Genomic DNA, 24,809 nt, shown 5'->3' with positions numbered 1-24,809 from the left:
TTGTGTACGTCCCGCTTCACGAAAGACTGCCGGACTACACCGCCTGCCAGCGCTGCACACGAGGGGTGCGACCCGCGAAGACGCGGGGGCCGGGCGGGGCTACACCGGGACGGCGGGTGGGAACACCCTGGGTATGACGTCGGTCTCAGTGCGTTCGTCCCCGGCGGGGTCTGGAGCCCGGGCGGCGGCCGAGCGGGCGGCAGCCCGCAGTGCCGTCTGGATCGACCTGCCCGGCCACCGGCAGGTGGCGTTGCCATCCCTGGACCAGCTGGCCTTCCTCGGCGGGGTCGCCGCCCTTGCCGTGCTGGAGATCATCGAGTGGCCGGTGGCGGTCATACTCGTGGTCGGCCACACGCTGGCGACCAGCCGCCACAGCAAGGCCCTGCGCGACTTCGGGGAGGCCTTGGAGGAAGCCTGACCGCGCCGGCCGCAGCGGCGGCCGCCTGATCAGCGCTTCTTGTCCCAGATCCCGTCGCTGCCGCGGTGCAGGCCGAGCTGGATCCGGCGGCAGCGGGCGACATCCCGGTGTGTGCGCTGTCGGGGCCGGACGGACGTGTTGGGTGCCAGAACTCGGCCACCGGGGTTGACCTGCGGTTTTATGCGGCTAGCTCGTATTCGTTGATCAGATCGCCGAGGATAGGTTGGCGCTTGATCCGTTCGGTTGTGAGGTCGGCGATCGGATGATCGGGGCGAGGTGGTTGGAGCTGGAGGGCGCGGTGTGGACGGCGTCCGTTGTAGTGCCGCGTGTACTCGGCCAGCACGGTGACCATCATGCCGATGCCCGGACCATCGCATCGCCGCAGGTCACGGGCCAGGGCCGACTTCTGACACCCCACAGGGTGCCGGCCAAGGCAAGCAGGGGCGATTAGTCTCGCGGTGGCTGCCGGTCTGTATCTCCGACACGCGATCAACCGCACTCGAGGAGAGCGTCATGACCGCTACCTACACCTTCGACGTCTTTTCCAGCCTCGACGGCTTCGGTGCCGCCAGCGGCACCTGGACCGGCTACTGGGGCAAGCAAGGCCCCGAGCTCCTCGACCACCGCCTCGCCCTGTACGGCGAGGAGCAGCGGATGGTCTTCGGGGCCAACACGTATCGGGCGTTCGCGCGGATGCTGGCCTCGGGCACCGAGGAGTCCGAGGTGCGTGACCCATGGGTCACACGGATGAGGAGCCTGCCGGCGACGGTGGTGTCGACCACGCTGGAGGGATCTCTCGACTGGCCGGATGCGAAAGTCGTGAGCGGCGACGCCGTCGACGTCGTCGCTCGGCTCAAGGAGGAGTCTGAGGTGCCGTTGCGCTCGCACGGCAGCCTGTCGATGAACCGGGCGTTGATGGCCGCTGGTCTGGTCGACCGCGTCCAGGTGACGCTCTTCCCTGTGATCACCGGTCAGACCGGGCTGGGCCCGATCTTCCAGGGTGCGGCCGACTTCGACCTCGAGCTGATTGACAGCCGAACGCTCGACGGCCACATCCAAGAGCTCATCTACCGGCCAACCCTGCATGTCTGAGCCCAGGCATACACCCCGCCTGTCAAGCGGTGCGGACCCGGTAGGACTCGGGCGCCGGCCAAGGGGACGTCTGATGGCCGCGCACAGCGCCGCCGTGGTGGACCGTCCGGATGTGGGACGGTCTGGGGGAGGGGCGTGACGCGGTGGTCACGCTCGTCACGGTGATCATGGTTGTGGTGGTCGGCCTGACGTTCGCGTTCGGGTCCAGCTCGGGGCCGGCGCGGCCTGAGGCGAGGCGAGGACGCGGGCCATGAAGGCGGTGGGCGCCGCTCCCGTGAACTCGCGGAAGTCGCGGACGAGATGAGCCTGGTCGGAATAGCCGCCCTCGGCGGCGAGCTGGTCCCAGCGTGGTGGCCGGCGTTCGTCGAGACGCGCGAGCAGCTGGTCGAAGCGAACCAGCCGCGCGGCCGTCTTCGGCGGTAGGCCGATCTGCCGTCTGAACCCGGCGATCAGGCGTTTGTGGCTCCAGCCCACCTCACCGGCGAGCCGGCTGATCGGGATCCTGCCGCCGGTGATCACCAGCCGTCGCCATGCCCAGCCGACCTCGGGTGAGGGACGGGGCCCTTCCGCCGCCCGGCGCAGCAGGAACTCGTCCATGAGCGCGAAACGGTCGCCCCAGGTCGGCGCCTCGCGGACCCGCTCGGTCAGGCGCCTGCCAGCGGCGGCGCCGACGACGTCGCCCAGATCGACGACCTGTCCCTCGAGCTCGTCCATCGGCAGGCCCAACAGTGCATATGCGCCCAGCGGAGCAAGCCACGCCTCGAGGTAGGTCGGCGCACAGGCGCCGATCATGGCCGCGTACGAACGATGCACGCCGTGCACGAAGGCCGGGGGCCGCTCAGCCGAATCGCGGATCTTCAGGACTAGCGGGACTGCCGCGCTCGCCGGGATGACGAGCCGGGACGGCTTGGTCGCGTCGGTGAAACCGGCATAGCCACGGGCAAGCAGGGAACGCACCCGGGGGTGCGGCGCGCCGTCCACCCGAGGCCATCTGGCCCGCTCAGGCTCGCCATCGCCGAGTCGTGAACGGCGCCGTCGGGCGGTACCGGCTCGCGCTCCGGCGGCGTCGGGCCGGCCAGCTTGCCGGGTCATCATCCGAGCCGTCGTCATCGACCACCAGCTCCTCGGGCTTGACGTCCAGGTCGCCGCCGAGTATGGCCTGGGCCAGGCCGGCGGAGTCGTCCATGCCAGGCGGGCCGCCCGCGCGGCCGAGTGACAGTCACCTCCTCGACGACCAGTCACCCTCCATCATGGGCGACCGGGCAGGCGCCAACCCATGGACTACGCCTCCTGGTACCGGCGGCCCGCCGGCAGCCGGACCGAGCACCTGGACCAGCCGGACCCGAGCGGCCTGGTCGAGGTGACAGGCCCCCGCGGGACATCGTCGCGGACCTCCCGGACGGCCACGGTGAATTTCCTTCAAGACGGCCCCGCCGTCCCTTGCTCATGCTGCCGGGTGATGCCTGCTTCCTGCCACGAGGAGCGTGACACATGATTGACAGGACGATGCGCGCGAGCCGCGGCCTTCCCCGGCGGGAGGTTCTGCCGCTCGACGGTGACGTGTCGTTCGCCGACGACGTCCGAGCGGCGGCGGCGGATGACTTCGGACATGTGATCAGGCGGATGCCGCTGGGAGTGCTCCGGCCAGCTTCGGCACGGGACATCGCGGTCGCCGTGCGGTGGGCGGCCGACACCGGCCGTGGGATCGCCGCCCGCGGGCAGGGCCACTCCACCTTCGGCCGGTCCCAGGTGGACGGCGGAGTCGTCGTCGACATGACGGGTTTCGACGAGATCCACCGGACGGGCGATGACCGGTTGACCGTCGGTGCCGGCGCCACCTGGCGTTCGGTCCTCGCCGCCACTCTGCCCGACCAGCTCGTCCCCCCGGTTCTCCCGAACTTCCTGGATCTTTCCGTCGGCGGCACCCTGGCGGTGGGCGGGGTCGGTGGGACGACACACAGGTACGGCATGCAGACCGACAGCGTGTGCGAACTGGAGGTCGTCACCGGCGAGGGCAGGATCGTGACCTGCTCGCCGCGAGACAACCCAGAGTTGTTCCACTCGGTACGAGCAGGGCTCGGCCAGTTCGGCATCATCACCCGAGCGACGCTCACCCTCATCCCCGCGCCCACCAGGGCCCGCCGGTACACCCTCGCGTATCCCGATCTCGGTCGTCTGGCCGCCGACCAGCGGCTGCTGCTAGGCGAGGACCGTGCGGACCACCTTCAGGGCGCGATCACGCTGGACGCGGGCCCCGACGGCGACGCCCGTGCCTGGCGGCACCAGCTGGAGATGGTGCTGTTCCATGACCTGGCCGACCTGCCGGACGACGACGCCGTCCTAGCCGGCCTGGCGGACGAACGCGCCCAGGCCCAGATCGAGGACATGTCCTACGTCGACCATGTCGAGGCGTTCGACCGGTTCACCGAGCTCGTGCGGTCGACCGGCGAATGGGCCGCTCCTCACCTGTGGTGGCTGACCTTCCTGCCCGGATCGGCCGCGGACGACATCGCCCGCGCCGCGCTCGCCGAGGTCGCGCCCGAGGACCTCGGCACCCATGGGATGGTCGTGTTCTCCGCCCTGCGCACGAGTCGGATCACGACTCCGCTGGTGAGAATGCCCGACGACGACATCGCCTTCACCTTCAACCTGATCCGGTTCGCACCGCCCGGCCCGGTGGTCGGCGAGTACGTCGACCGCGTGCTCGAGCAGAACGCGTCGCTGTATCGCCGCGTGCTCGCCGCCGGCGGTGTCCTCTACCCGGTGAGCGCCCTGTCCTTCCGGCCCCAGGACTGGGCCGAACACTTCCGCGACCTGTGGCCGGCCGTTCGCGAGGCGAAGGAACGCTTCGACCCGGCCCACTGCCTCACTCCCGGCTATGAGCTGATCGTGTCGGGGTGACGAGAAAACCACCCCTGCCCCGCGGCCCCGGAGGGTGTGCGCGCCGCGACGGCAGCGGCAAGCCCCCTGCCCACCACGAGACGAGGACCCTGTGAACGCCATTCCTTCTGTCCTGCCAGCCGGGTGGATCCGCGAACACAGCACCGTCCTGACCACGATCGATCCCAGCGCGGACCTTGCGGATCTTGAACCTCTGCGGGAGATCGTCGGCGACGCGCGCGTCGCCGCCATCGGCGAGAACGCCCATTTCGTCGAGGAGTTCTCCACGATCCGTCAGCGTGTGTTGCGGTTTTTGGCCGAGCGCTGCGGGTTCAGTGTCTTCGCGTTCGAGTTCAGCTTCGCCGGTGCGGGCGTGCTCGACCGTTGGCTGGCCGGCCAGGACGGCCGGACCCTCGGCGAGGTCAGCCCGGCCGCCGCGGACTGGGGTGCCGGCGGACTGCTGGCCTGGCTGCGCGAGCACAACACCACCAGCGGCAACCCGCTGCGGTTCGTCGGGATCGACATACCGGACGCCGGCGGCGCGCTGCGCCCCGTTCTTGAACCCCTGGCCGACTACCTGGCCATCGCCGATCCCGACTCCGCGCCCCTGGTCGAGACCGCGCTGCGCATCAGCGACTCGTTCCTGGCGGGCCTGCGTTCCGGCGCCTCGGCCGCCCCGGCCTGGGCCCGGCTCGACGCCGCCCAGCAGAACGAGCTGACCGCCGTCCTGGCCCGCCTGCAGCTGCGCCTCCGGGCGATCCAACCACTGGCCGAGGCCCGCGGGGATGCCCACAGCTACGCGGTCGCCGAACGGCTGGTGGCCGGGGCCTGCGCCGTGGACTACATGTTCCGCGCGATGAACGACCTGTACTCGGGCACGGGCCGCACCGCCGACCTGTCGACACGGGACATCTACATGGCCGAGACACTGCGCTGGCAGCTCGAGCACGCGCCGCCCGGCGCCCGGATCGTGCTCGCGGCGCACAACAACCACATCCAGAAGACCGCGAACGTCTTCGGCCCCGCCACCACCGCGCTGCCGATGGGACAGCACCTGGCCCGGATGCTCGGCAACGACTACGTGGCGATCGGCCTCACGCATACCGACGGTCATGTGCCAGAGATGCACCCGGATCCCGCGGCCCCGGTGGGATTCACCCTCGGGGACGAGGACCTTCCCGAGCCGCAGCCGGGCAGCATCGAAGCCGCGCTGGTCGGCGCGGGCCTACGCGAACAGATCACCTTCACGGACCTGCGCCGAGCGCCCACGGCTCCTGACGGCAGCCCGCTGCTGACCGACATCCGTACGCAGAGCGCGGTCACCCACACCCCGCTGGGCGACGCGTTCGACGCGGTCATCGCCACCCCGACCGTGACCAGAGACCGCACGGTCACATTCTGAACGCGTCGTCATGGCTTGATCTTTAACCTTTCCGCTGTTGGTGGGAATGTTTCAAGATCGGCGTTTCCGGCCCGACGCGCCGGACGCCTGCGGGGTGCGAAAAGTCGGCCGGAGCCTGTGAGCTGGGCCGATGTCGGGCTGGACTCGCCCGGTACGGCACCCGGCCGTTACCGAGGACGGAAGGTCAGGACCAGCCTGCCGTCGGCCAGCCAGGTCACGTCGACGTGGATATCACCCGTGTCGACGCTGCCGTCGCCCGCGACGTAGCCCTTCAACGCGCCCGACCGGTCGTCCCGCACCCGGAAGTCCACACGCTCGCCCGCGGTCTGGTCGACAAGGAACGTGTTCGTCACGAACTCGGGGGCGAACTGGATGACGTCGCCCGCGGTGACCTCCACCTGACAGTCCCGGTCCAGGCAGGCAGCGAAGTCCCGGCCGTCTCGCGCCTCCCGCAGCGCCGGAGTCGTCGCGGGAGCCGACGTCGGAGATCCCGCTGTGGACGGCGAGCCCGACGCCGGCCGGTCACCGACGGATGCCGGCGCCGCCCCGGTACCGGCGGGCTCCGCGTCAGCGCCACAGCCGGCGAGCACCGCCGCGAAACCCAGGCCCAGCAGGCCGAGCAGGAAACAAGCCCCGGACCGCGTAACAACCATCTCGCATCTCTCCTACCGGGCTGCCTTCCGCCTCTTCCCAAGGCGGTCCTCGGCCCGCACCCGACCTGGGTCGACTCCACCACCGTCGGCGGGTCAACCTGGGAGTTCGCGTTCGAGCAGGGACAGGTCCACGCGGACCAGGGTGGTGCTGGTCAGCAGCTCCACGATCAGGTTGTTATTGATCATGAAGGTGGCCGGCGGCGGCACCTCGTCCTCCATCACCCCGTGCACCCCGGCGAGCGAGAGGCGACGGCGGACGGCGGCGACGACGTGCGCCGCCCGCTTGCCGGTCCACCGTTCCTCGGGGCGCAGCTCACTCAGCTCCGCCTCGACCTGGTTCCACGTCAACGGCTGCGGACGCGGGTCGCCTCGCAGGTAGCTCTGGCCGAGGCAGACCAGGACCAGTTTCTCGACCTCGCTGAGCGGCCAGACCTCGCCCTCCCGCGTCTGGGCGTCCGGCCCGTCCTCCGGACGCCGCGGAGCCGGCCGACCGATGATCCGGATCTCCAGCAGGTGCTCCTGGTTCGGGGCGACGATGAACAGCGGCGTGTAGCCGCTCGCCAGGGGTGACTGGTCGCCGCCGAGCAGCAGCCGGGTCACCGGCAGCCGGATCGGCCGGCGGCCCTCGTTGGTCAGGACCCAGCGTGAGCCGGCCCAGCCGATGTGCCCCTGCCGGCGGCTGACGTACTGGTCGTCGGCGCCGACGCACACGTGGACCTCGGGCTCGCAGCGCCCGAACACGAGCGAGAGTCCGGGCCGCGGGGCGACTCGCATCCCGCCGTTGGCCCCGACGGCGAACAGCGTGCCCGGCGGCGCCTCCGGCTGCCAGTGCGCCAGGCTGCCGATCTCCCGTGGCAGCAGGTCCATCTGGCTCGATCCGGCGCGACCCAGCGAGTTCACGACGCCCGCACCTCCCGGCTCGGTGGCGACAGGTTAGCCCTCCCGCTCCGGGAGGGGTCCCGAACCCGGAAGATCCGCACCAGGTGCACCTAGTGCACCAGGGCACCGGGCGCGGCGTCTCCGGTCGGCCCTACCGGGGACCGGCGTTGGCGCTCCACCAGGCGATCAGGTCCGCGGGGGGAAGGCGGCTGCCGAACGCGCAGGCGAGAATGTTCAGCCGGTCGTTCGACCAGATCAGGTATCGAGCGCCGCTCTGGTTCGTGCCGCAGACGAGACGTCCCGTGTCGCCGTTGTTCAGGTAGGGGGCGCCGCCGAGGAAGTCCGGTGGCTGCTGGGTGCAGTCGGCGTCCGTGCCCGGATCGTTGAATCGGAGGGTGGCCGCCAACGCGGCGGCGTCGGCCATCTGGTAATAGAAGATGATCCGCGGATTGCCGGCCTGGGAGTCGCACGCGATGGCGGCCACCGGCTTCTGGTCGCCGACGTTCTGTTTGACCTGGTCTTCGGACAGCCGCATGCAGTCGACCCGGGCCGCCGGCGGAATGTGGGTGAGCAACTGCCGCTCCGCCGCGGTCGGGAACGGGGGAGTGGAAGTGCGGTTGACCGCCTTGGTGATCTCCACCTGCGACGGGCCGTGGTTGCCCGCCCACCAGGTCGCGAGGTCCGCTGGATCGTGCCCGACCACCCGGCCAAGGACACGCATGGACTCGAGAGTCCATTCCATGGTCGGAACGCCCCCGGAGCCGCGGTAACACAGCAGGTTGCCCAGGTCGACACCGCGAAGGTCCCACTGGTTGGTGCCGAGGGTGCCGGGGTTCTCGCCACCATCGCCGCAGTATGTGTCCTTGGGCGCCTGCACGGCGCTCACCTGGGCGTCGTAGGTCGACCGAAGCCCGTCCAGGGCCGTGAACTGGTAGTACCAGACCGTCGTCGCGCCCTCGTCGGCGTTCGGCGGAGCGCACTCGATGGCGGCGACGATGCCGTGGAACCGCTCGAGAGTCCCTGCGGCCGGCCGGCGGCAGTCCTTAAGGTCGTACAGGTTGACCAGAGCCTTCTCCTCGGTGGTGGGGAAGGCCTTCAGGCCGACCCAGCGGCTCCAGGACTCCCGCAGCGCCAGGTCGTCGCCCGCGCGGCTGCTGGCCGTCGCCAGAACCATCGCCTTGTCGTCCGTCCAGACGAGGGAGGTCGTGCCGTCGCGCGTGTGGCAGAGGAGGCGCCCGTGCCGGCCGCCGGGGCTCGCGTCCACGCCGGGATAGCGATGCTCGGCGCCGGTGCCCACCGCGACGCTGCAGTCCCCGGTGCCACGGCTGACCCCCGCGTCCCGCGTCGCGGCGCCGTAGGCGCTGTCCATCTCGTCGAGGCTGGCGAAGAAGGTGAACTGGACTGGTTGGTCGACGTCGTGGCAGACCACGACGTCGGCCCCGCCCGCCGGCTTGTCGCGGGCGCAGTCGGCGCGCAGCGGTTCGGGAATTCGGACCAGTTGCCGCTGGTCGGGCCGGTCTCCGACTCCCGGCTTGTCCAGGGCGGCCGGGAGCGTGGCTCCGAGCAGCACGCCGACGGCGATCAGGCTCGCCCCGGCCGCGATGAGGGGCCGCCTGTGCCGCGCCGCCACCCGCCGGGCAGCCACGAGCCGACGCCTCCCGGGCCCGGGCGCCACCTGACCGGTCGGGGTCTGCCCAGTCACGCCGGCCGGCGACGCGGTGAGCGCGTCGGCCGGGGGCGGCGAGCCCGGCGGCGGGCCCCAGGCCCCGCCGGGCGGGAGCGGCGGGGCGCCGAACGGTAGGTCTGGCGGGGTGCTCGGCGGTGTCCAGGTGAACCGCGTCGTCGTCGAAGGTGGCGAGGCCGGGCCGACCGGCGACGGGGCGGAGCGCAGGCTGGCGGCCGCGGCCGCCAGCCTGCTCGCGAACTCGGCGCAGGAGGACGGACGACGCGTGGGGTCGCGTGCCATCGCGGCCCGCAGCACGTCGTCGAGCGCGGGCGGGAGGTCGGGGCGCAGCTCGGTCAGGGCCGGGGGGTCCCGCCGCACCTGCTCGCCGAGCTGGCCAAACGGGCGGCTGCCGGTGAGGCACTCGTACATCACGACGCCGAGCGCGTAGATGTCGACGAGCTTCTCCTCGGCGACCTCGCGCGGCGGCCGCTCGATTGTCGGCCGGAGGGCCATGGGCAGCTCTTCGAACCGGGCCGGGTCGAAGCGTTCCGGCGCCGAGTAGTCGGGCGTTCCGAGGAAGCCGCCCACGGCGGTCAGCGCCCGTTCGAAGCCCACCTTGGCGATGCCGAAGTCGCACAGGTAGGCATGTCCCGTCTCGGACTCGACGAGGATGTTCCCCGGTTTGACGTCGCGGTGAACAATTCCCCTCCGATGGGCGAAGTCCAGCGCGGACGCGATCTGCTCGCACAGCCGGACCGCGGTGGCGAGGTCCAGCTGCCTGTTGTCCGCGAGCAGTCCGCGTAGGCTGGAGCCCTCGATGTACGGCATGACGAGGTAGAGAGGCTCCTGCTCACCGCTGCCCTGGTCGCGCCCGGCCGCGGCTTGTTCCGCGGTCCTTTCCGTGGCCGCCTCGTAGACGTCGACGATGTGCGGGTGTCGCAGCGTGGCCACGGCCCGCACCTCGCGGAAGAACCGTTCGCGATACTGGGGAATGTGCGCGAGCTGCGGAGAGAGGATCTTGACGACGACCGGTCGGTCGTTCAGCTGGGTATCCGTCGCACGGTAGACAATGCTCATGCGGGTCTCGGACAGCGGCGGTTGGGTCAGCCGGTACCGGGGCAGTGAAATCGGCTCCTGAGGCACTGTCGCAACATTCCCTGTGAGTCTGTGGGCGGGTCTCGACGGCTCGGTGACGAAGATCAGTCCAGAGGTTGCTTCGACGCTACTACCCGCATTATTCGCCCAACTGTCTGGGTGGGCCCCGAGCCGCTTCCGCGTTCTGGCACCCAACAGGTTGCGGCGCCGGTTGCCGATCTCGATCACGCGACCACGGTCGTTACGACGAGGTGACGACGGTGGTGACGGTGCCGTCGGATGAGATCCGGCGCACGCGGTAGTTCCCGCTGTCGGCGACGTAGACCGCTCCGGTGACGTCTATCGCCACCGTCCTGGGATAGAGGAACGTCGCCGCCATTGCCGAGCCGCCGTCGCCGTCGGCGCCCTCGTGCCCGGTGCCAGCGATGGTCCTGATGATTCCGTCCGGTCCGACCTTGCGGACATTGGCGTGCGGAGGGCTGACGATGTAGAGCGAACCGTCGGGGCCGAGGCCGACGCTGGGGGTGGTCAGTTTCGCCCGGGTGGCCCTGCCGCCCTCGCCTGCGCGGCCGGTCGAGCTGATGTCCCAGCCGCCGACGCCGGCGACGGTGGTGAGCCGGCCGGCGGGGTCGATGCGCTGGACGGTTCCGCTGACGATGTTCGTGACGTAGAGGCTGCCGTCCGGGGCGTCCTCGATGGTGTTCGGGCCGCCGAGCTTGGCGGACGCGGCCGTCGTCGGGCCGCGGCTGAAGCCGGGCTGACCGGTGCCGGCAATGGTGGTGATGACGCCGTCGGGTGTGACCTTGCGGATCCGCTGGTTCCCGTCGTCGGCGAAGTAGACCGTGCCGTCGCCGAGCACGGCGACCTCCTCGATCCTGCTGATCTGCGCTTCCGTCGCGGGGCCGCCGTCGCCGGAGAAGCCGGGGGTGCCGTTGCCGGCTACGGGGGTCACGACGCCTTTCAGGTCGATCTTGACGATGCGGTAGCCGTTGATGTCCGGGACGTAAAGATTGCCCGCGTCGTCCCAGTCGACCTGCCCGGCGCCGGGTATCAGGGCTCCCGCTTCCTCGCTCAGAGTGGCCACCGGCTTGTCACCGACAACCGGCACGGCCGTGCCGTCGGCGTCGATCCAGTAGAGCGTGGCCGCGTTCGAATAGCCGGAGACGTACAGCGTGCCGTCCTGACGGACCGACACGTATTCCGGTCTGAGATTCACGAACTGCAACGCCTCGCCCGCGTAGGCGGGTCCGGGTCCGCGGACGGGAGCCGGCTTGTACGCCGGGGTCGGCGAGGCCGACGGGGTGATGATCGGCTGCTCGGGAGTCGCGGGGGCGGCAGCCGGGGCCTGCGACGAGCTCCCCCGGTCGCGCAGCTCGACACCGATCACCACGACGCCGGCCACCAGTGCGACGACCAGGCCGATGACGAGCCCGGTCAGCAACGCAGGGCGCTGCCCACGCGGCTCATTGCCCGGCCCGGACATGCCCCCCGAGCCTTGGTCACCTCGACCCGGGCCACCCATGGCCTGGCCGTTCCCGCTCGGGCCGCCGGGCCCTCCCCACACTGCGGTCGGTGCCGGGGGCATGGGCGCCGGCCAGGGATTTCCGGTCGGCGGGGCCCAGCCCGCGGTTCCGGGCTCGGCCGTCGGCGCCGGTGAGTGCTGCCTGCCCGGCGGTGGGCTGGCCGGGGTGCCCGCGTCGGCTGGCGCCGCCGCGGGATCGGGTGCGACATCGGCGTCCGAGGCCGGCGGGTCGACCGGCGCCGCGGTCGCCGATGGCACGTCCGGCGGACCAGTCGTACACGTCGTTTCCGAACCGGTAGGTGTGTCATCCGTCGGCGGAGTGCCGTCGACCGATGTCGAACCAGCCGTCATGACCGTCCTATCCTCGCCCGCAATGGAGACCGGCGATCCGCTCCCAAACGGGAGCGCTGCCTGGCAAATCGCGGAGAGCCTAGTGGGCTGGCGAGTCGGGTGCGGCGACGGGCGGTCGGCTTCGGTCTCCGCGGAGATCGGGCCGGGTGGGATCAGATGGCGATGGGGAGCTTTTCGTAGCCGCGGACGGTGCTGGTGTGCAGGCGGACGGCGTTCGCGTGGTCGACCTCCCAGGTCGGGAAGCGCCGCAGGGTCTCCTCGAGGGCGATCCGGCTCTCCAAGCGGGCGGGCCCGGCGGGGTCTGCTGCATCGAGCCAGGTCAAGGGGCCTTCACTGTGGATCTCCGGTCCGGAGGTCTCGGGGACGGTCAAAGGGGTGGCCGAGGGTGGTCCATTCGGCTCCTGAGGCCAGTTCGTAGGAAGATCTACGGGCAAGATCGTGCGGCTTGGCTCGATGCGGCAGACCCTCGTGACGGTCCGAGCTCGGCGGCCTGTGCGTCCCTTTGCGCGCAGCGCGGTGGTGCTCATGGTGTCGCCGGTGTCGAGGCCGGAGTTTCGGCGGCTCCCATTAGTGCCGTCCCGCTGCCGGCCACGCGTATGCGACCATTCGGCCGGGACCGTGACGTGACGGGAGGTGCCGCGCGGTGGACGAGGAGTCATGGGAGGCGTGGGTCCAGCGGTATGGCCTGCGACCCGTCGCGACGGATCTCGGCGAGGTGCGGGAAATGGTGCGTGCCGAGACGGCGCTTGGCTGGGACGCCGACGTCGAACTGATGCGGGTGGGCTGCGTGCAGCTGTTCAACGCCGGTGCGCTGGCGGACGTCCTGACGGTCTGGAGGGCCAAGGAGGCCAACTTCGACGCGCACTGTTCGATCGAGATCCAGCTGCTCTGCGGCGCTGGACTCGACGAGGCAAAAACCCACCTCGCGGGACAGGGCGCAGGTCCTTCGGTGCCACGGGTGTGCGATCCTCGCGCCCTCCCGGCGGGTCCGACCGGGGGACCGATGAGAAAGGGTGGCGGCGCGGGTCTGATTACGGTCCGCCAGGTGCCTGCGACCGCAGCAAGGGAGAGCATCCTATGAGACCGCTCCGATACTCGATCAACGTCACCCTCGACGGCTGCTGCGACCACCGGGTGGGGATGATCCCGGACGAGGAGTCGCATCGCTATTGGGCCGACAGTCTGGAACGAGCCGATGCCCTTCTCTTCGGCCGGGTGACCTACGAGATGATGATGGAAGCGTGGCGGCAGCCGGCGACGGGAACGTGGCCTGACTGGATGGCTGACTGGATGGTCCCCTTCGCCCGGACGATCGACGGGGCAAAGAAGTACGTCGTGTCGGGCACCCTGGACCGGGTCGACTGGAACGCGGAGCTTGTGCAGGGTGACCTGGGGAAAGCCGTTGCGCAGCTCAAGGGGGAGCCTGGCAGAGGACTGTTCGTGGGAGGCGTGACCCTCCCGCTGGCCTTGGCGGATCTGGGATTGATCGATGAGTACGAGTTCGTCGTGCAGCCCATCGTGGCGGGCCACGGGCCGACGTTGTTCGCAGGCCTGAGCGAGCGGCTCGAGCTGAAGCTCGTGGGGCGCCAGGAGTTCCGGTCGGGGGCGGTCGCTCTGCGGTACCAGCCCAGTTGAGTCTCGGCTTGAAGGTCGGCTGCCCTGGGCACGCGGGCCTGGCAACTCCGCCACAACGTCGAGGTCGACACAGGCGTGCTCTCGAACGCCGGGTCCGTGACCATCGTCGTCGAAGAACCTTCCCTTGGGTCCACCACATTCCGTAGTGGCCGTCATCGGGCACCCACTGGCCGCGAGCGGGCAGTTCTAGACGGCCACCGACAGGTCGCCGGCACTTCCGGAACCTGAGGTTCACGTCCACAACCCGCCGGCTGCTGAGCCGACCGCGGCTAGGACGCGTTCGTGGCGTCGTAGGACGCCCGGGCGGCGTCGACCGCGCCCATGTGGAGCTCGGCCCACTCCTTGAGGTGGCCGAGCACGACGAGCAGCGACCGGCCGAGGTCGGTCAGCTCGTAGTCGACCCGGAGCGGCACCGTCGGGGTCACCGTGCGGGTGACCAGGCCGTCGCGCTCGAGGCCGCGCAGGGTCTGGGTGAGCATCTTCTGGCTGACCCCTTCGATCTGCGCGGCCAGCTCCGAGTAGCGCAACGGCCCGCGGATTCCGAGTGCGACGACGACGAGGCTCACCCACTTGTCGCCGAGCGTGTCGATCAGCCGCCGGCTCGGGCAGTTCAGGGCGAAGGCGTCGTAGCCCGTCGCGCCCGCCTCGATCTGCTGCGCGGTTGCCGTTCCCGCCATCACGTACCTCCGGGTGGGTACACCACCTCAAAGTGCCTACTTCCCATTGGAGAGTAAGTCGCCGATGGTGGTGTCGTCCAGGCCGGTAGATCCAGAAGGAACGACACAATGTATGCACTCATATCCCGTGCTTCCGACCCGACGCCCGCCGTCGAGGAGGTCGAGTCACCCGTGCTCGGCCCGGCTGATGTCCGCGTCCGCGTGGCGGCCGCCGGCTTCACGTTGTTTGACGCCTTCGTCGCCGGTGACCATGCCACGCTCGGCCTGCCGGACGTGATCGGCCTCGGCTTCGACTTCAGCGGTACCGTGCTCGAGGTGGGCCCGGAGGTGACCGGGCTGAAGCCAGGCGACCTCGTCGCCGGTATGCACGCCGACCCGGCCGCGCCGAGCCGCGCGCACGCCTCCGAGGTGGTCGTCCCCGCCGACGCCGTGGCCCCGGTCCCTGACGGCCTCGCGCCCGAGGAGGCCGCCTCGGGCGTGCTCAGCGCCCTGGCCGCCCGCCAGGCGCTCGACCTGCTCGGCCCGGAGCGCGGCAGGCTCCTGGTCACCGGAGCCGCCGGCTCCGTCGGCGGCTGGGCCGTCGCCCTGGCCAAGCGCGACGGCTGGGCCGTTGACGCCCTCGTCCGGCCCGGCGCAGAGGAGATCGCCCGCTCCGCCGGCGCGTCGACGGTCCTGACCGAGCTGCCCGGGCCGACGTACGACGCGGTCCTCGACGCCGCCGCCCTCCAGGAGGCCGCGATCGCGGCGGTCCGCGACGCCGGTCGCTTCGTGGGCACCAAGCCGGGGCGGGATGTGCCGGCCGAGCGCGGCATCGCCGTCTCCGTCGTGCTCACCCAGCCGGACGGCGCCAGCCTCGGCGAGCTGCTGCCCCTCGCGGCCACGGGTGAGGCTCCGGTCCGCATCGCCGCGCGGCGCCCGCTGGCCGAGGCGGCCAAGGTCTACGCGGAGGCGATGGCGGCGCCCGGCTCCGCCGGCCGCTGGCTGCTGGTGCCGTGAGGACTGGAGTTCGGCGTGTCAAGCACGCCTGAGCCTGCTACGTAGCCACGTTCCGCTGGCTGCGCTCGGCGTGCTCGGCGGACTCACCCGGGGTTCTTGCGCCAGGGGGCCTCTGGATCGGCGAGGGTGTCGAGGATGAGCTGGCACCAGGTGAGGGCGGCGTTGACCGCGAGATGAGCGTGCCGGGTGCCTAGGCTGGTGCGGGTGGCGGTCGGGCCGTGGCCGGTGCCGGCGCGGTTGCGGAGAACTGTCAGACTGGAGTTCTCGGTACCGTTTCCTGACACGCGCCTGCTTGGTTCTTGAAGTTCATCCTGACTCTTCGGTACCTGTGCGGTCTGTAGCGATCGTTCTCGCTCCGGATCGCTGAGTGCGTGATGCTCGGAATCGGCGACCCCTCTCGTTCGCGCTCGCCTGGGTGGGATGGTGGCCCTTCGGTTGCCGGTGGATCTTGGCCGGTCAGGGCTCCCTTCGCGGTGACTCCGACGAGGTGGACGTATCGGGACCCGACCTCCATGACGAAGAAGCAGTACAGACGCCGCAGCGTCACGGCACAGTCCACGTGGAAGAGGTCAACGGCCAGCATCGTCGAGGCCTGGGTATGTAGGACTGGCGCCAGGTCGTGCCGGTCTGTCGTGCCGGCGTGGGAGGTAGCCCCAGGGTCTTCAGGACGGTCAAGATCGCTTGGCCTGGCTCGATGCAACAGTGCCCCCACGGATGTCGGCACACCGACGAACTTCTACAATCCTGTAGCAGATACCGTCAAGCGTGCGCCTGATGCCGAAATTGATCATCCTGACAGGAGTCGACGGCGCCGGGAAGACGACGCTGGCGCACTGGTTGGCCGACGAGCTGACCGCGACGGGGACGCCAGCGCGATACTTCAAGAACGCCGCCGGGCGACGCATCGTCAACAGGGTGGCGCAGCGGCTCGGCCTGCGCGACGGCGGGCGTCTGCTTGGCCGCCACGGTCGTGTGGTCGCCGAGACGCTGTGCCGCTGGGTCACGATCGCCCGTGCGATTCTGCTTACCGTCGTCACCAGGCGGACCGCCGTCATGGACCGCTACACCTACTGTCAGTATGCCATGATCCGCGCCCGCGGCGACCGGGGCGAGCGGATTGCCCGCGCCCTGTACACCACGTTTCCCCGGCCGGACATCACCTTCTATCTGGCCGTCCCCGCCCAGGAGGCCGCCCGCCGCGTCGAGGCCCGAGGCCGCGACCTGGAGGACCCCGCGCATCTCGCTGCCTACGACGATGCTTACCGCGCCCTCTCCGAGTTCGACGATTTCGTCGTCATAGACGCGTCCGCGCCGCAGCACCTGGTGGCCAGAGCCCTCCGCGAACACCTCGACAGCACCCATCAGGGCCAAGCCTGAAGGCTGCCCTCGGTTCCACGCCGTCACATGCACGGCACGGCACACATGGCACAGCGCGTCGACGTCCGGAACGGCCTCGTCGAGGACGAGGACATCGAGATCCTCATCCTGCGGCACCAACTCGCCGTGCCGCACCGCCAGCTCGACGGCCAACGGATCCAGTTCCAGCCCGCCGACCGTGCTCCGCTCGCCGCGCTCCTGCATGCGCTGCCGCGGCCGACCCTGCGCAGCCTGCCGCCACGGGTGCGTCCGGAGTCCGTCCGGCGGTGGCATCGCAATCTGATCGCCCGCAAGCACGCCGCGGCCTCCCGTCCCAAGCGGTCTGGCCGGCCCCGCACCGTGCGCTCGATCCGAGCACCGGTACTACGCCTGGCCCAAGAGAACAGCAGCTGGGGCTACCGCAGGATCCACGTTGAACTCCTGGTCCTCGGCGTCAAAGTGGCCCCGTCCACAGTCTGGGATATCTTGCACCAGGCAGGCATCGCCCCCTCGCCCGAGCGGACCGCGACCACCTGGGCCGACTTCCTCCGCGCCCAGGCCCACGCGATCCTCGCCGCCGACTTCTTCGAAACCGTCACCCTCACCGGGACACGCCTGCACATCCTCGCCGTGATCGAACACTCCACGCTTCGGATCCGGATCATGCGGCCTGACCTGCCCGGACGTACTTTTCGGCAGGTACAGGGGCGAACGCCCTCATCGACTCTGGACTCCTCCAGCGCGGCTGCTCTGGTACCAATTCACGGAACGCGAACACGACGACTCCCGGTGACACTCGCCCTGATACATCGCCGGCATGGTCCGCGTAAGATCTCCGCGTTCTCAGTTGACGGCGCGCAGGGTGGCACCACCCTTCCTGCGCAACCGGTTCACCGCATCTGCGGTCGGGTCGTCGGTGGGAAGGAACACCACCAGCTGCACACGCGCCGCCGGTGATCATGGCCAGGTATCGCAGATGCTCCCGCGCGGAGACGTCGAGGCGCAACGCCTCGGCGAGCGCGTTGACGACCGAGGGCGACGGGTTGCGGTCGCTGCCCTGCTCGATCCGGACGAGATACTCAACGCTGATGCCCGCGAGCGTTGCCAGCTCCGACCGTCGTAGCCCCGGAGCGCGGCGCCTGGGGCCGGCGGGCAGGCCGAGCACCTCGGGTCGGGTGGCATCGCGCCTGCCGCGGAGAAAGTCACCCAGCGGCGTACTCACGCCGTCCACTGTATGACCGAGACGGCCTTGGTACGCCGTCGATGGTGGCCCTATCAGGGCCAGCCTGCGCCCGGTCTGGCTGGCAGCGTGCGGCACGACCGAAGGTGTGACGCATGACCGCAACCAGCAAACTTGTCATCGTCGTCGGCAGCGTGCGCGAGGGGAGGTTCGGCCCGGTCGTGGCCTCGTGGGTCGCCGAGCAGGCCGCCGCGCACGGGAGCTTCGACGTAGAGGTGGTCGACCTCGCCGATTTCGAGATCCCGCTATCCCTGCCGGCAGTGTCGCCGAAGTACGCGGGAGACTCGTATCCGCGCCCGGCGGGCATGGCAACCCTCACCGCAAGGCTCGACGCCGCCGACGCGTTCGCCCTCGTCACCCCCGAGTACAACCACAGCTACCCGGCGTCACTGAAAGCTGCCATCGACTGGCACTTCACACAGTGGACCGCCAAGCCGGTAGCGTTTATCAGCTACGGTGGCGCGGCGGGCGGTCGACACGCAGTCCTGCACCTGGAGAACGTCCTCACCGAACTGCACGCGGTGACCATTCGCGACGGTCTGGCCTTCCCGAACTATTTCGTGACCTGGGATGCTGGTCGGCCAACCGATCCCGACGCTCCCGGTTACGCCAAGGCGTTGTTCAACCAGCTTGCCTGGTGGGCCCCCGCACTCCGGAAGGCACGCGCCGAAGCGCCCTACCCCGACTAACCTCAAGGGCGTTCGGTTAGGCCGTATCTCCCAGACCGTGGACGGAGCGACGGTGATGCCGAGGACCAGGAGTTCGCCGTGTATCCGCCGGTAGCCCCAGCTGCTGTTTTCCCGGGCCAGGCGCAGCACCGGGGTACGGATCGAGCTACGGATCGAGCGGAGGGTGCGGGGCCGTCCCCGTTGCTTGGGGCGTGAGATAGCGGCGTGGTGGTGGGTGATCAGGTTGTGGTGCCAGCGCAGGACGGTCTCCGGGCGTGTCAGCAGGCGCAGGCCGCGCAGGGTTGGCCGTGGCAACGTGTGCGGGAGCGCTGCGAGTAGGGCGCGGTCGGCGGGCTGGAACTGGATCCGTTGGCCGTCGAGCTGGCGTTGCGGCACGGCGATCTGGTGGCGCAGGGTGAGGATCTCGACGTCCTTGTCACGGTCACCGCGGGGCAGCAGGCGCAGCAACGCGAACGCGTTGGAGACACCGAGGTAGGTCAGCCGAAGCAGCACGAAGTGGCATCCTCGCGCAGTCATCGACCCCGCCGGGCGAGGGCCGGGCGCTGGAGGGCCACGATCAGTCCCGACGGCTACGACCGCCCTGACCAGGGCGGATGGCATTCTCGGCATGCACAGGCCCGTTCGCGGGGAGCGCCCAGGCGATGTCGGTCGAGCGGCGGTTCGATCAGAAGGCTCCACCGCCGGCGGCGATGGACTGACCGGTGATCCACCGCCCGCCATCGGAGACAAGGAATGCCACGATGTCCGCGACATCGTCGGGCTCGCCGAGCCGGCCCAGCGGAATCTCGGCGACCATCCTGCCAGCCATCTCGGCGGGAACGCCGGCGGCGAGCGCGTCGGTACGGATCGCGCCGGGGAGCACACAGTTCACGGTGATCTGCCTGGGGCCGAGTTCTCGCGCGAGCACGCGGGCAAGCTGTTCGAGGGCCGCTTTGCTCGCCGCGTAGACGCCGCTGCCTGGCCGGCCGGTGATCGTCACCCCTGAGGAGATCACCACCACCCGCCCGCTGTCGCTTACCCGGTTGGCTGCCTCGCGCAGCGCGAGGAAACCGGCGCGGGTGTTGGTGGTGAAGCAGGCGTCGAAGTCGTCATCCGCGGTGGCGGCGACGGGCGCGAACCGCGCGACGCCCACATTGCTGACCACGATGTCCAGCCGCCCGAACCGTCGCTCGGCCGCATCGAACAAGCCGCGGAGCTGCGCCGGGTCGGTGACGTCGGCCTGTATCCCCACGGCGCTGCCGCCCGCGCGGATGATCGCGTCGACGACCCCGGCGGCGGCGTCACCGTCCGCACGGTAGTTGACGATCACGCTGGCCCCGGTTCTCCCGAGGCGTTCGGCGATGGCCCGGCCGATGCCCCGCGACCCCCCCGTCACCAGCGCAACCCTGCGCTCCTGCGTCACATCCACCCCCATTAGTTGAGTATCTCATCTATCGAGATAATCGACCAAACTAGTTGAGGATGTCAACTGTCCGGGTACTCTCTCTCCCGTGGAGCCGACCGGGCAGACCGACGACCTCGCCCGCGCCCTGATGGAGATGCACCGGGAGATACGGGTGATACTCGGCTCCGTCGCGCGCCGTTCGGGGCTGACCGTCGCGCAGATCGAGATGCTGTGTGCCCTCGGCGACCGCCGCCCCGCCTTCGGCGAGCTGGCCGAGCTACTGGGCTGCGACAGGACGAACATCACCGGCATGGCCGACCGGCTGGCCCGGCGTGGACTGGTCGCGCGACAGGCCGACACGGAAGATCGACGCATCACCCGGCTGCGACTCACCGAGGACGGACGGCTGTTTGGCCAGCGAGTCCGAGAAGCGGTGGCAACCGCGGTGAACGAACGCTGGAGCTCGCTGACCGCAGCCCAGCGGGCAACGCTGGCACAGCTCGCGGCAGCCGGGATCAGACCACCCCGCGGACCCGCATCCGCGCTGGACCCCACCGACCGCGAACAGCAGAAAGTGGCCAAGTAATCGCTGGCCTGGGACGCGCCGGTTTGGCCAGCAAGGGCGCTGCCAACGCGCGCTCTGGCCAACTCCGCGCGATCCCTACACGGGGGTCTAGGGCTCGGTTCAAGATGAGCAGCGGCCACCGGAAATGGGCACTGCATGAGCAGCGGTGGTCAGGTCTACTTGGTCAGGGCAGCTGACCGGGGCAAACGTCTCGCTGGCAGGCCCGCCTGCACCACCGAGGCCAGCGGTCCGCTGCTCAACTATCCCGGCAGCACCCCTGGAGCGCTGCTCAGCTTGACGCGAACTCCCAGGACCGGCTGCTCATTTACAGGTGACCCCTACATGGGCGCCGGCGAGCTGGCGCTGCTGAAAGAGGGTGCTGCCGCGCGGCCAGTAGATGGCCAATGGCCGTGATGGTTGGCCAGTCCTCGGGTGGCGTGGCGCGTACCAGGCGGGCTTTGGCGGTCTGCCGGCGGCAGATCCGCGCAGAGCGCAACAGCCTGGCGAGCCGGTGATGGCTCGCCGAACGTCTCGTGCATGGGCGCGATGGAGATGGTGAGGCCGCCCGGTGGTCTGGCGCGCGGACGCTCCGAGCTCCACCGATGAGTTCCGCCGGCCCGCCCGGTCTATCAGGACGTACCCGTCGCACTACCGACCTGGAGGCCCGCCGTGACCATCCCCGCACACCCCGGCCGCATGCTGTTCGTGAACATCCCCGTAGCGGACCTCCAGCGCAGCAAGGCGTTCTTCGCGAAGCTCGGGTTCAGCTTCAACCCGAACTTCACCGACGAGACCGCCGCCTGCATGCTGGTCGGCGAGCAGGCCAGCGTCATGCTGCTCAGCCACAGCAAGTTCGCGGAGTTCGCGAAGCTGCCGATGGCCGATCCCGCCACGCACACGCTGGCGCTCTACTGCTTCAGCGTGTCGTCCCGCGAGGAGGTCGACGCGGTCGCGCAGGCCGCGCTGGCCGCGGGCGGCGTCGAGGCGGATGGCCTGGAGGACTACGGCTTCATGTGCTCGCGCAGCTTCTTCGACCTCGATGGCCACGGCTGGCAGGTCATGTGGATGGATCCGGCGGCGGCGCTGAAGGGCCCCGAGGAGTTCGCGGCCTCGATGCAGGACGCCGACGCCCCGGCCTGACCTGACACCGGCGCGGGGCCGGCGCCGCCCGCCCGTCTCCCGAAGCGGCTCGGCAGCAGGCCCTGAACGACGTTGGAGGGCGTCGCGGGCGTGTGGATCTACGGATCACCCCCCACGGGCGTGGGGAGGACGCCGACCCCCGGTTACGTGACCGGGGGTCGGCTTCAGGGTTGGTCAGACGAGCGCCGGAGGGCGCCGCGGTGTGCGGAGGATGGACCGGCCGAGCGCGGCGAACCAGATCACGTTGACTGCGCCGATGGAGGCGACCGCGCCCCAGCCGTTGGCGGCGTAGAAGTCCGCCGCGTCCATGCCGAAGAACAGCGACGGGACCAGGGCCAGGTTCACCAGCGCGAGGACGACGCCGCCACGGAGCACTCGGCGGGAGATGTACTGCCGGGCGGTCGGGGCCGCGGCCAGGGCGAGCAGGAACACTGCGACCAGTACCCGGGCGATGGGGCCGTGCAGCAGCACCATGCCGGCGGCGAGCGGTCCGTCGACGGTCGGGTCGAGGTGCCCGTCGGGGTATTGCAACGACGTGCCGACCTCCAGGGAGGCGGCCACCAGGGTGACGGTGATGTAGGCGCGCAGCGCGGTGACCGCGAGGTCGCCGCCCAGACCCGCGTCGCCGTTCGGGTCGCGCAGCAGTCGGCCGAGTCCGACGGCGAACACCAGGAACACGGTGAAGGTGGCGAGCGTGATCAGGTTGCGGCTGAGCACGTTGGCGGATGGCGGCGGGCCGGAGTAGACGAAGTACAGGCCGACCATGACCAGGGAGAGCAGGCCGCCGAGCAGGGCGGCCCAGCCGGTGATGCGACGCTCGGTGCTCATCGGCTCTCCTCTTTCGTCGCCTCGGCGAGCCCCCACCAGTGCTGCCAGCGTCGCGCGAGGGTGAGCAGGCCGACGACGGCGGCGGCCGGGACGGCGGTCCACAGCCACCAGGGCGAGTCGAGGTGGGCGGTGATCACGCCGATCGTCAGCCACACGACGACCTGGACGAGGGTGGCGATGAGGCCGCCGTACGCGAAGGCCGAGCGGACCAGCAGGAGCTTGCGCTCGAGCGTGCCGCGAGGAGCGCGGACGGGACCGAAGACCTCGTCAGCGAGGTCGTGGAGGCGGGAACCGGGGGAGTGTTCGGTGGCTGCGTTCATGGCTCCAGCGAACCGGCGCGGGTACCCCCGCCGCGTCGCCCGAACTACGGAAGGCCGTCGACCTTCGGCGGACCAGGGGTCCCCCGAAAGGCGGACTCGGCACGGCCGGACAGGCTCGTAGAGTCGCGGCTGTGGACGAGGAGACGAGCGGCTGGCGACGGCGGGCACGGTCGGCGGCCGTCGTCCTGACCGCGTTCGCCGGTGGCCTCGTGCTCCTGTACGACGTGCTGCAACAGGGGCCCGTGGGCAGCTGGCGCACCGTCGACGTGTGCGCCGGGGCACTGGCGTGCCTGCTGCTGCTTGGCCGGCACCGGTACCCGCTCGTGGCCGGGCTCGTGCTCGCTGGCGTCGCCGCCGTCGTCGCCTCCGCGGGCGTCGCCAACATGGTCGCGCTGTACTTCGTCGCCCGATACCGGTCGCTGCGGGTCGCGATCGGCGTCGCGGTCGCGGACGTGGCCGCCGGCTGGGTGTTCTGGCTGGTATACCCAGGCAACAAGGGCGTCTCGCTGACCCTGACTGTGAACATCGCGATCGCTGCCGCGGTGACCGCCTGGGGTGCGCTGATCCAGTCGCAGCACGCGCTGCTGGACGCGTACCGCGAGCGTGCCGAGCGCGCCGAGGAGGAGCGGAACCTGCGCGAGGAGCACATCCGCGCCACCGAGCGCACCCGGATCGCCCGGGAGATGCACGACGTGGTGGCCCATCGGATCTCGCTGGTGGCGCTGCACGCCGGCGGTCTCGAGGTCGCGCCGCGGCACGGCGAGGACGACGTGCGGGACGCGGCCGCACTGATCCGTACCTCGGCCGTGCAGGCGCTCGACGAGCTGCGATCGGCGATCGGCGTCCTTCGTGAGGATGAGCCGCGCTCGCTGGACCAGCCGGGCCTGGACCGGCTTGGCGACCTGGTCGAGGAGGCGCGTGCCGCCGGGCAGGAGGTCGCGTTGTCGATGGACCCGGCGCTGGAGTCGACCGGGCCCGCGTCGACGGTGGCCGCCGGTCGGGACGTGTACCGGATCGTGCAGGAGGGGCTGACCAATGCCCGCAAGCACGCGCCCGGGGCGCCGGTGCGCGTCAGCCTGGCCCGGTCAGGGGAGGACGTCGAGGTGGACGTGGTGAATGCGTGTACCACGGGCTCGCTCGGCGTACCGGGCACGAGCAGCGGGTTGATCGGGCTCGTCGAGCGGGCCGCACTGGCGGGCGGGACGCTGAGCCACGGGTTCAGTGCCCGCGGTGAGTTCGAGCTCAGAGCGCGGTTGCCGTGGCACTGAAGGTGCTCGTGGTCGACGACGACGCCCTGGTCCGAACGGGCCTACGCATGGTGCTGGCCAGCGACCCGGAGCTGGCGGTCGTCGGGGAGGCGGCGGACGGCGCCGTGGCGGTGTCCGCGTGCCGGGAGACCCGGCCGGACGTCGTGCTGATGGACCTGCAGATGCCGGTGCTGGACGGTGTCCAGGCGACCCGGCGGATCGGCCGGCTGGACGAGCCGCCGGCCGTGCTGATCCTGACCACGTTCCACCTGGACTCGTACGTGATCGACGCGCTCGAGGCCGGCGCGCGCGGCTACCTGCTCAAGGACACCGCCCCGCGGGAGCTGACCCGGGCGATCCACGTGGTGGCCGGCGGCGAGTCGGTGTTCTCGGGACCGGTGACCGAGCGGCTGGTGCACCAGCTCGGCAAGGGCGACGGCCGGCGTGCGGCCCGCGCCCGGGACCGGTTGGCGACGCTCACCGAGCGGGAGCGCGCGGTGGCCGAGGCGGTCGCGGATGGCCTCTCGAACGCAGCCATCGCCCAAACCCTGTTCCTGGGCGAGGCGACCGTGAAGACGCACGTCTCGCGGATCCTGACCAAGACCGGCTCGGAGAACCGGGTGCAGATCGCACTCCTGGTCTACGACGCGCGAATCTGAAACAGAGCACGAGGCCGCCTGGGCGGCCGCTCAGATCAGGAACGAGGACGCCTGGCAGTCCGCTGGCGCGTGACAACTCAGTCTCCACCAAACCCGGCGCTTGACAGTCGGATCG

The 24,809-nt window shown here is 70.5% G+C and carries 26 protein-coding genes and 3 pseudogenes; 14 read left to right on the top strand and 15 right to left on the bottom strand.

All coding sequences use genetic code 11. The annotated features are described in order from the left end of the window. Positions 1 to 133 precede the first annotated feature (133 nt). On the top strand, positions 134 to 418 hold the full coding sequence (locus QOZ89_RS35555) for a hypothetical protein (RefSeq protein ID WP_071046423.1): 285 nt from the start codon (positions 134 to 136) through the stop codon (positions 416 to 418). A 178-nt stretch (positions 419 to 596) separates the two neighbouring features. On the opposite strand, the gene QOZ89_RS35550 is transcribed toward QOZ89_RS35555, so the two are convergent. Then, positions 597 to 773 (bottom strand): integrase core domain-containing protein, encoded by a 177-nt coding sequence (locus QOZ89_RS35550; protein ID WP_071046424.1) that lies wholly within the window; start codon positions 771 to 773, stop codon positions 597 to 599. Between the two features lie 158 nt (positions 774 to 931). Between QOZ89_RS35550 and QOZ89_RS35545 the strand changes: the two genes are divergently transcribed. Continuing rightward, positions 932 to 1,510: a dihydrofolate reductase family protein gene (locus tag QOZ89_RS35545; RefSeq protein WP_312628225.1), complete on the top strand. Its 579-nt coding sequence runs from the start codon at positions 932 to 934 to the stop codon at positions 1,508 to 1,510. Between the two features lie 165 nt (positions 1,511 to 1,675). Here QOZ89_RS35545 and QOZ89_RS35540 read toward each other — a convergent pair whose 3' ends face one another. Further along, positions 1,676 to 2,491 carry an AraC family transcriptional regulator gene (locus QOZ89_RS35540; RefSeq protein WP_157910405.1) on the bottom strand — a complete coding sequence of 272 codons (816 nt, stop codon included), beginning with the start codon at positions 2,489 to 2,491 and terminating at the stop codon, positions 1,676 to 1,678. 19 nt (positions 2,492 to 2,510) lie between these two features. Beyond that, a complete protein-coding gene (locus QOZ89_RS35535; protein ID WP_071046427.1) occupies positions 2,511 to 2,696 on the bottom strand; it encodes a hypothetical protein in 186 nt (61 codons plus the stop codon). Positions 2,697 to 3,001: 305 nt separating this feature from the next. On the opposite strand from QOZ89_RS35535, the gene QOZ89_RS35530 reads away from it, so the two are divergent. Together QOZ89_RS35530 and QOZ89_RS35525 are read left to right on the top strand one after the other, a co-directional pair. Then, the gene (locus QOZ89_RS35530) at positions 3,002 to 4,411 is read left to right on the top strand and encodes an FAD-binding protein (RefSeq protein WP_083418031.1); all 1,410 of its coding nucleotides are present in this window, start codon (positions 3,002 to 3,004) and stop codon (positions 4,409 to 4,411) included. Positions 4,412 to 4,502: 91 nt separating this feature from the next. Next, the gene (locus QOZ89_RS35525; RefSeq protein ID WP_312628223.1) at positions 4,503 to 5,792 is read left to right on the top strand and encodes an erythromycin esterase family protein; all 1,290 of its coding nucleotides are present in this window, start codon (positions 4,503 to 4,505) and stop codon (positions 5,790 to 5,792) included. Positions 5,793 to 5,959: 167 nt separating this feature from the next. On the opposite strand, the gene QOZ89_RS35520 is transcribed toward QOZ89_RS35525, so the two are convergent. From QOZ89_RS35520 to QOZ89_RS35500, 5 genes and pseudogenes are all read right to left on the bottom strand, one after another. After that, a complete protein-coding gene (locus QOZ89_RS35520) occupies positions 5,960 to 6,445 on the bottom strand; it encodes a hypothetical protein (protein ID WP_071046428.1) in 486 nt (161 codons plus the stop codon). Between the two features lie 93 nt (positions 6,446 to 6,538). After that, complete coding sequence (locus QOZ89_RS35515) at positions 6,539 to 7,345, bottom strand: FHA domain-containing protein (RefSeq protein ID WP_198543031.1); 807 nt, start codon at positions 7,343 to 7,345, stop codon at positions 6,539 to 6,541. A gap of 130 nt (positions 7,346 to 7,475) precedes the next feature. Then, positions 7,476 to 10,067, bottom strand: coding sequence for a serine/threonine-protein kinase (locus tag QOZ89_RS35510; RefSeq protein WP_312628221.1), 2,592 nt, complete (start codon positions 10,065 to 10,067; stop codon positions 7,476 to 7,478). A gap of 259 nt (positions 10,068 to 10,326) precedes the next feature. Beyond that, positions 10,327 to 11,568 (bottom strand): NHL domain-containing protein, encoded by a 1,242-nt coding sequence (locus tag QOZ89_RS35505; RefSeq protein ID WP_312628220.1) that lies wholly within the window; start codon positions 11,566 to 11,568, stop codon positions 10,327 to 10,329. Between the two features lie 542 nt (positions 11,569 to 12,110). Next, positions 12,111 to 12,254 (bottom strand): annotated as a pseudogene (locus QOZ89_RS35500) (cytochrome P450); the annotation flags it as partial. Positions 12,255 to 12,601: 347 nt separating this feature from the next. On the opposite strand from QOZ89_RS35500, the gene QOZ89_RS35495 reads away from it, so the two are divergent. Together QOZ89_RS35495 and QOZ89_RS35490 are read left to right on the top strand one after the other, a co-directional pair. Beyond that, on the top strand, positions 12,602 to 13,039 hold the full coding sequence (locus tag QOZ89_RS35495) for a hypothetical protein (RefSeq protein WP_071046432.1): 438 nt from the start codon (positions 12,602 to 12,604) through the stop codon (positions 13,037 to 13,039). Then, complete coding sequence (locus QOZ89_RS35490) at positions 13,036 to 13,593, top strand: dihydrofolate reductase family protein (protein ID WP_071046433.1); 558 nt, start codon at positions 13,036 to 13,038, stop codon at positions 13,591 to 13,593. Before QOZ89_RS35495 ends, QOZ89_RS35490 begins: the two co-directional genes overlap by 4 nt. 269 nt (positions 13,594 to 13,862) lie before the next feature. Here the strand turns inward: QOZ89_RS35490 and QOZ89_RS35485 are convergent, their stop codons facing one another. Further along, on the bottom strand, positions 13,863 to 14,270 hold the full coding sequence (locus QOZ89_RS35485) for a winged helix-turn-helix transcriptional regulator (RefSeq protein ID WP_071046434.1): 408 nt from the start codon (positions 14,268 to 14,270) through the stop codon (positions 13,863 to 13,865). 108 nt (positions 14,271 to 14,378) lie between these two features. On the opposite strand from QOZ89_RS35485, the gene QOZ89_RS35480 reads away from it, so the two are divergent. Then, positions 14,379 to 15,266, top strand: coding sequence for an alcohol dehydrogenase catalytic domain-containing protein (locus tag QOZ89_RS35480; RefSeq protein ID WP_071046435.1), 888 nt, complete (start codon positions 14,379 to 14,381; stop codon positions 15,264 to 15,266). Between the two features lie 83 nt (positions 15,267 to 15,349). Here the strand turns inward: QOZ89_RS35480 and QOZ89_RS47785 are convergent, their stop codons facing one another. Then, positions 15,350 to 15,688: an abortive infection family protein gene (locus QOZ89_RS47785; protein ID WP_397428904.1), complete on the bottom strand. Its 339-nt coding sequence runs from the start codon at positions 15,686 to 15,688 to the stop codon at positions 15,350 to 15,352. A gap of 47 nt (positions 15,689 to 15,735) precedes the next feature. Further along, positions 15,736 to 15,944, bottom strand: a pseudogene (locus tag QOZ89_RS35470) (integrase catalytic region); the annotation flags it as partial. 96 nt (positions 15,945 to 16,040) lie between these two features. On the opposite strand from QOZ89_RS35470, the gene QOZ89_RS35465 reads away from it, so the two are divergent. Beyond that, positions 16,041 to 16,643, top strand: coding sequence for a dTMP kinase (locus QOZ89_RS35465; protein ID WP_083418041.1), 603 nt, complete (start codon positions 16,041 to 16,043; stop codon positions 16,641 to 16,643). Positions 16,644 to 16,670: 27 nt separating this feature from the next. Beyond that, positions 16,671 to 17,579 (top strand): helix-turn-helix domain-containing protein, encoded by a 909-nt coding sequence (locus tag QOZ89_RS35460; protein ID WP_241841437.1) that lies wholly within the window; start codon positions 16,671 to 16,673, stop codon positions 17,577 to 17,579. Between the two features lie 28 nt (positions 17,580 to 17,607). Here the strand turns inward: QOZ89_RS35460 and QOZ89_RS35455 are convergent. Further along, positions 17,608 to 17,844 (bottom strand): annotated as a pseudogene (locus QOZ89_RS35455) (helix-turn-helix domain-containing protein); the annotation flags it as partial. 113 nt (positions 17,845 to 17,957) lie between these two features. Between QOZ89_RS35455 and QOZ89_RS35450 the strand changes: the two are divergent. Further along, positions 17,958 to 18,551 carry an NADPH-dependent FMN reductase gene (locus QOZ89_RS35450; RefSeq protein ID WP_071046438.1) on the top strand — a complete coding sequence of 198 codons (594 nt, stop codon included), beginning with the start codon at positions 17,958 to 17,960 and terminating at the stop codon, positions 18,549 to 18,551. Between the two features lie 664 nt (positions 18,552 to 19,215). On the opposite strand, the gene QOZ89_RS35445 is transcribed toward QOZ89_RS35450, so the two are convergent. After that, entirely contained in the window at positions 19,216 to 19,926 is a 711-nt protein-coding gene (locus tag QOZ89_RS35445) for an SDR family oxidoreductase (protein WP_241841438.1), read from the bottom strand. Between the two features lie 115 nt (positions 19,927 to 20,041). Here QOZ89_RS35445 and QOZ89_RS35440 point away from each other — a divergent pair, with 115 nt between their 5' ends. After that, on the top strand, positions 20,042 to 20,521 hold the full coding sequence (locus QOZ89_RS35440) for a MarR family winged helix-turn-helix transcriptional regulator (protein ID WP_071046440.1): 480 nt from the start codon (positions 20,042 to 20,044) through the stop codon (positions 20,519 to 20,521). A gap of 675 nt (positions 20,522 to 21,196) precedes the next feature. Further along, positions 21,197 to 21,640 carry a VOC family protein gene (locus QOZ89_RS35435; protein ID WP_312628267.1) on the top strand — a complete coding sequence of 148 codons (444 nt, stop codon included), beginning with the start codon at positions 21,197 to 21,199 and terminating at the stop codon, positions 21,638 to 21,640. A 174-nt stretch (positions 21,641 to 21,814) separates the two neighbouring features. On the opposite strand, the gene QOZ89_RS35430 is transcribed toward QOZ89_RS35435, so the two are convergent. Beyond that, positions 21,815 to 22,468, bottom strand: coding sequence for a hypothetical protein (locus QOZ89_RS35430; RefSeq protein WP_312628214.1), 654 nt, complete (start codon positions 22,466 to 22,468; stop codon positions 21,815 to 21,817). Continuing rightward, positions 22,465 to 22,788: a hypothetical protein gene (locus QOZ89_RS35425; RefSeq protein WP_071046442.1), complete on the bottom strand. Its 324-nt coding sequence runs from the start codon at positions 22,786 to 22,788 to the stop codon at positions 22,465 to 22,467. Before QOZ89_RS35425 ends, QOZ89_RS35430 begins: the two co-directional genes overlap by 4 nt. 131 nt (positions 22,789 to 22,919) lie before the next feature. On the opposite strand from QOZ89_RS35425, the gene QOZ89_RS35420 reads away from it, so the two are divergent. Beyond that, positions 22,920 to 24,056 (top strand): sensor histidine kinase, encoded by a 1,137-nt coding sequence (locus QOZ89_RS35420; RefSeq protein WP_071046443.1) that lies wholly within the window; start codon positions 22,920 to 22,922, stop codon positions 24,054 to 24,056. After that, positions 24,047 to 24,694 (top strand): response regulator transcription factor, encoded by a 648-nt coding sequence (locus tag QOZ89_RS35415; protein ID WP_198543032.1) that lies wholly within the window; start codon positions 24,047 to 24,049, stop codon positions 24,692 to 24,694. Before QOZ89_RS35420 ends, QOZ89_RS35415 begins: the two co-directional genes overlap by 10 nt. Positions 24,695 to 24,809 lie beyond the last annotated feature (115 nt).

Source organism: Pseudofrankia coriaricola, from assembly GCF_032027725.1.
Classification (GTDB): domain Bacteria; phylum Actinomycetota; class Actinomycetes; order Frankiales; family Frankiaceae; genus Pseudofrankia.
Note: the sequence above shows the minus strand (reverse complement) of the source record. Positions and strands in the feature narration are given on the sequence as shown.

Coding starts and splice junctions, on each gene's coding strand:
- QOZ89_RS35535 (WP_071046427.1), bottom strand. CDS start 2,696: ATGGACGACTCCGCCGGCCTGGCCCAGGCCATACTCGGCGGCGACCTG.
- QOZ89_RS35485 (WP_071046434.1), bottom strand. CDS start 14,270: ATGGCGGGAACGGCAACCGCGCAGCAGATCGAGGCGGGCGCGACGGGC.
- QOZ89_RS35425 (WP_071046442.1), bottom strand. CDS start 22,788: ATGAACGCAGCCACCGAACACTCCCCCGGTTCCCGCCTCCACGACCTC.
- QOZ89_RS35460 (WP_241841437.1), top strand. CDS start 16,671: ATGCACGGCACGGCACACATGGCACAGCGCGTCGACGTCCGGAACGGC.
- QOZ89_RS35480 (WP_071046435.1), top strand. CDS start 14,379: ATGTATGCACTCATATCCCGTGCTTCCGACCCGACGCCCGCCGTCGAG.
- QOZ89_RS35465 (WP_083418041.1), top strand. CDS start 16,041: ATGCCGAAATTGATCATCCTGACAGGAGTCGACGGCGCCGGGAAGACG.
- QOZ89_RS35450 (WP_071046438.1), top strand. CDS start 17,958: ATGACCGCAACCAGCAAACTTGTCATCGTCGTCGGCAGCGTGCGCGAG.
- QOZ89_RS35430 (WP_312628214.1), bottom strand. CDS start 22,468: ATGAGCACCGAGCGTCGCATCACCGGCTGGGCCGCCCTGCTCGGCGGC.
- QOZ89_RS35530 (WP_083418031.1), top strand. CDS start 3,002: ATGATTGACAGGACGATGCGCGCGAGCCGCGGCCTTCCCCGGCGGGAG.
- QOZ89_RS35505 (WP_312628220.1), bottom strand. CDS start 11,568: ATGTCCGGGCCGGGCAATGAGCCGCGTGGGCAGCGCCCTGCGTTGCTG.
- QOZ89_RS35435 (WP_312628267.1), top strand. CDS start 21,197: ATGCTGTTCGTGAACATCCCCGTAGCGGACCTCCAGCGCAGCAAGGCG.
- QOZ89_RS35510 (WP_312628221.1), bottom strand. CDS start 10,067: ATGAGCATTGTCTACCGTGCGACGGATACCCAGCTGAACGACCGACCG.
- QOZ89_RS35545 (WP_312628225.1), top strand. CDS start 932: ATGACCGCTACCTACACCTTCGACGTCTTTTCCAGCCTCGACGGCTTC.
- QOZ89_RS35555 (WP_071046423.1), top strand. CDS start 134: ATGACGTCGGTCTCAGTGCGTTCGTCCCCGGCGGGGTCTGGAGCCCGG.
- QOZ89_RS35520 (WP_071046428.1), bottom strand. CDS start 6,445: ATGGTTGTTACGCGGTCCGGGGCTTGTTTCCTGCTCGGCCTGCTGGGC.
- QOZ89_RS35550 (WP_071046424.1), bottom strand. CDS start 773: ATGATGGTCACCGTGCTGGCCGAGTACACGCGGCACTACAACGGACGC.
- QOZ89_RS35490 (WP_071046433.1), top strand. CDS start 13,036: ATGAGACCGCTCCGATACTCGATCAACGTCACCCTCGACGGCTGCTGC.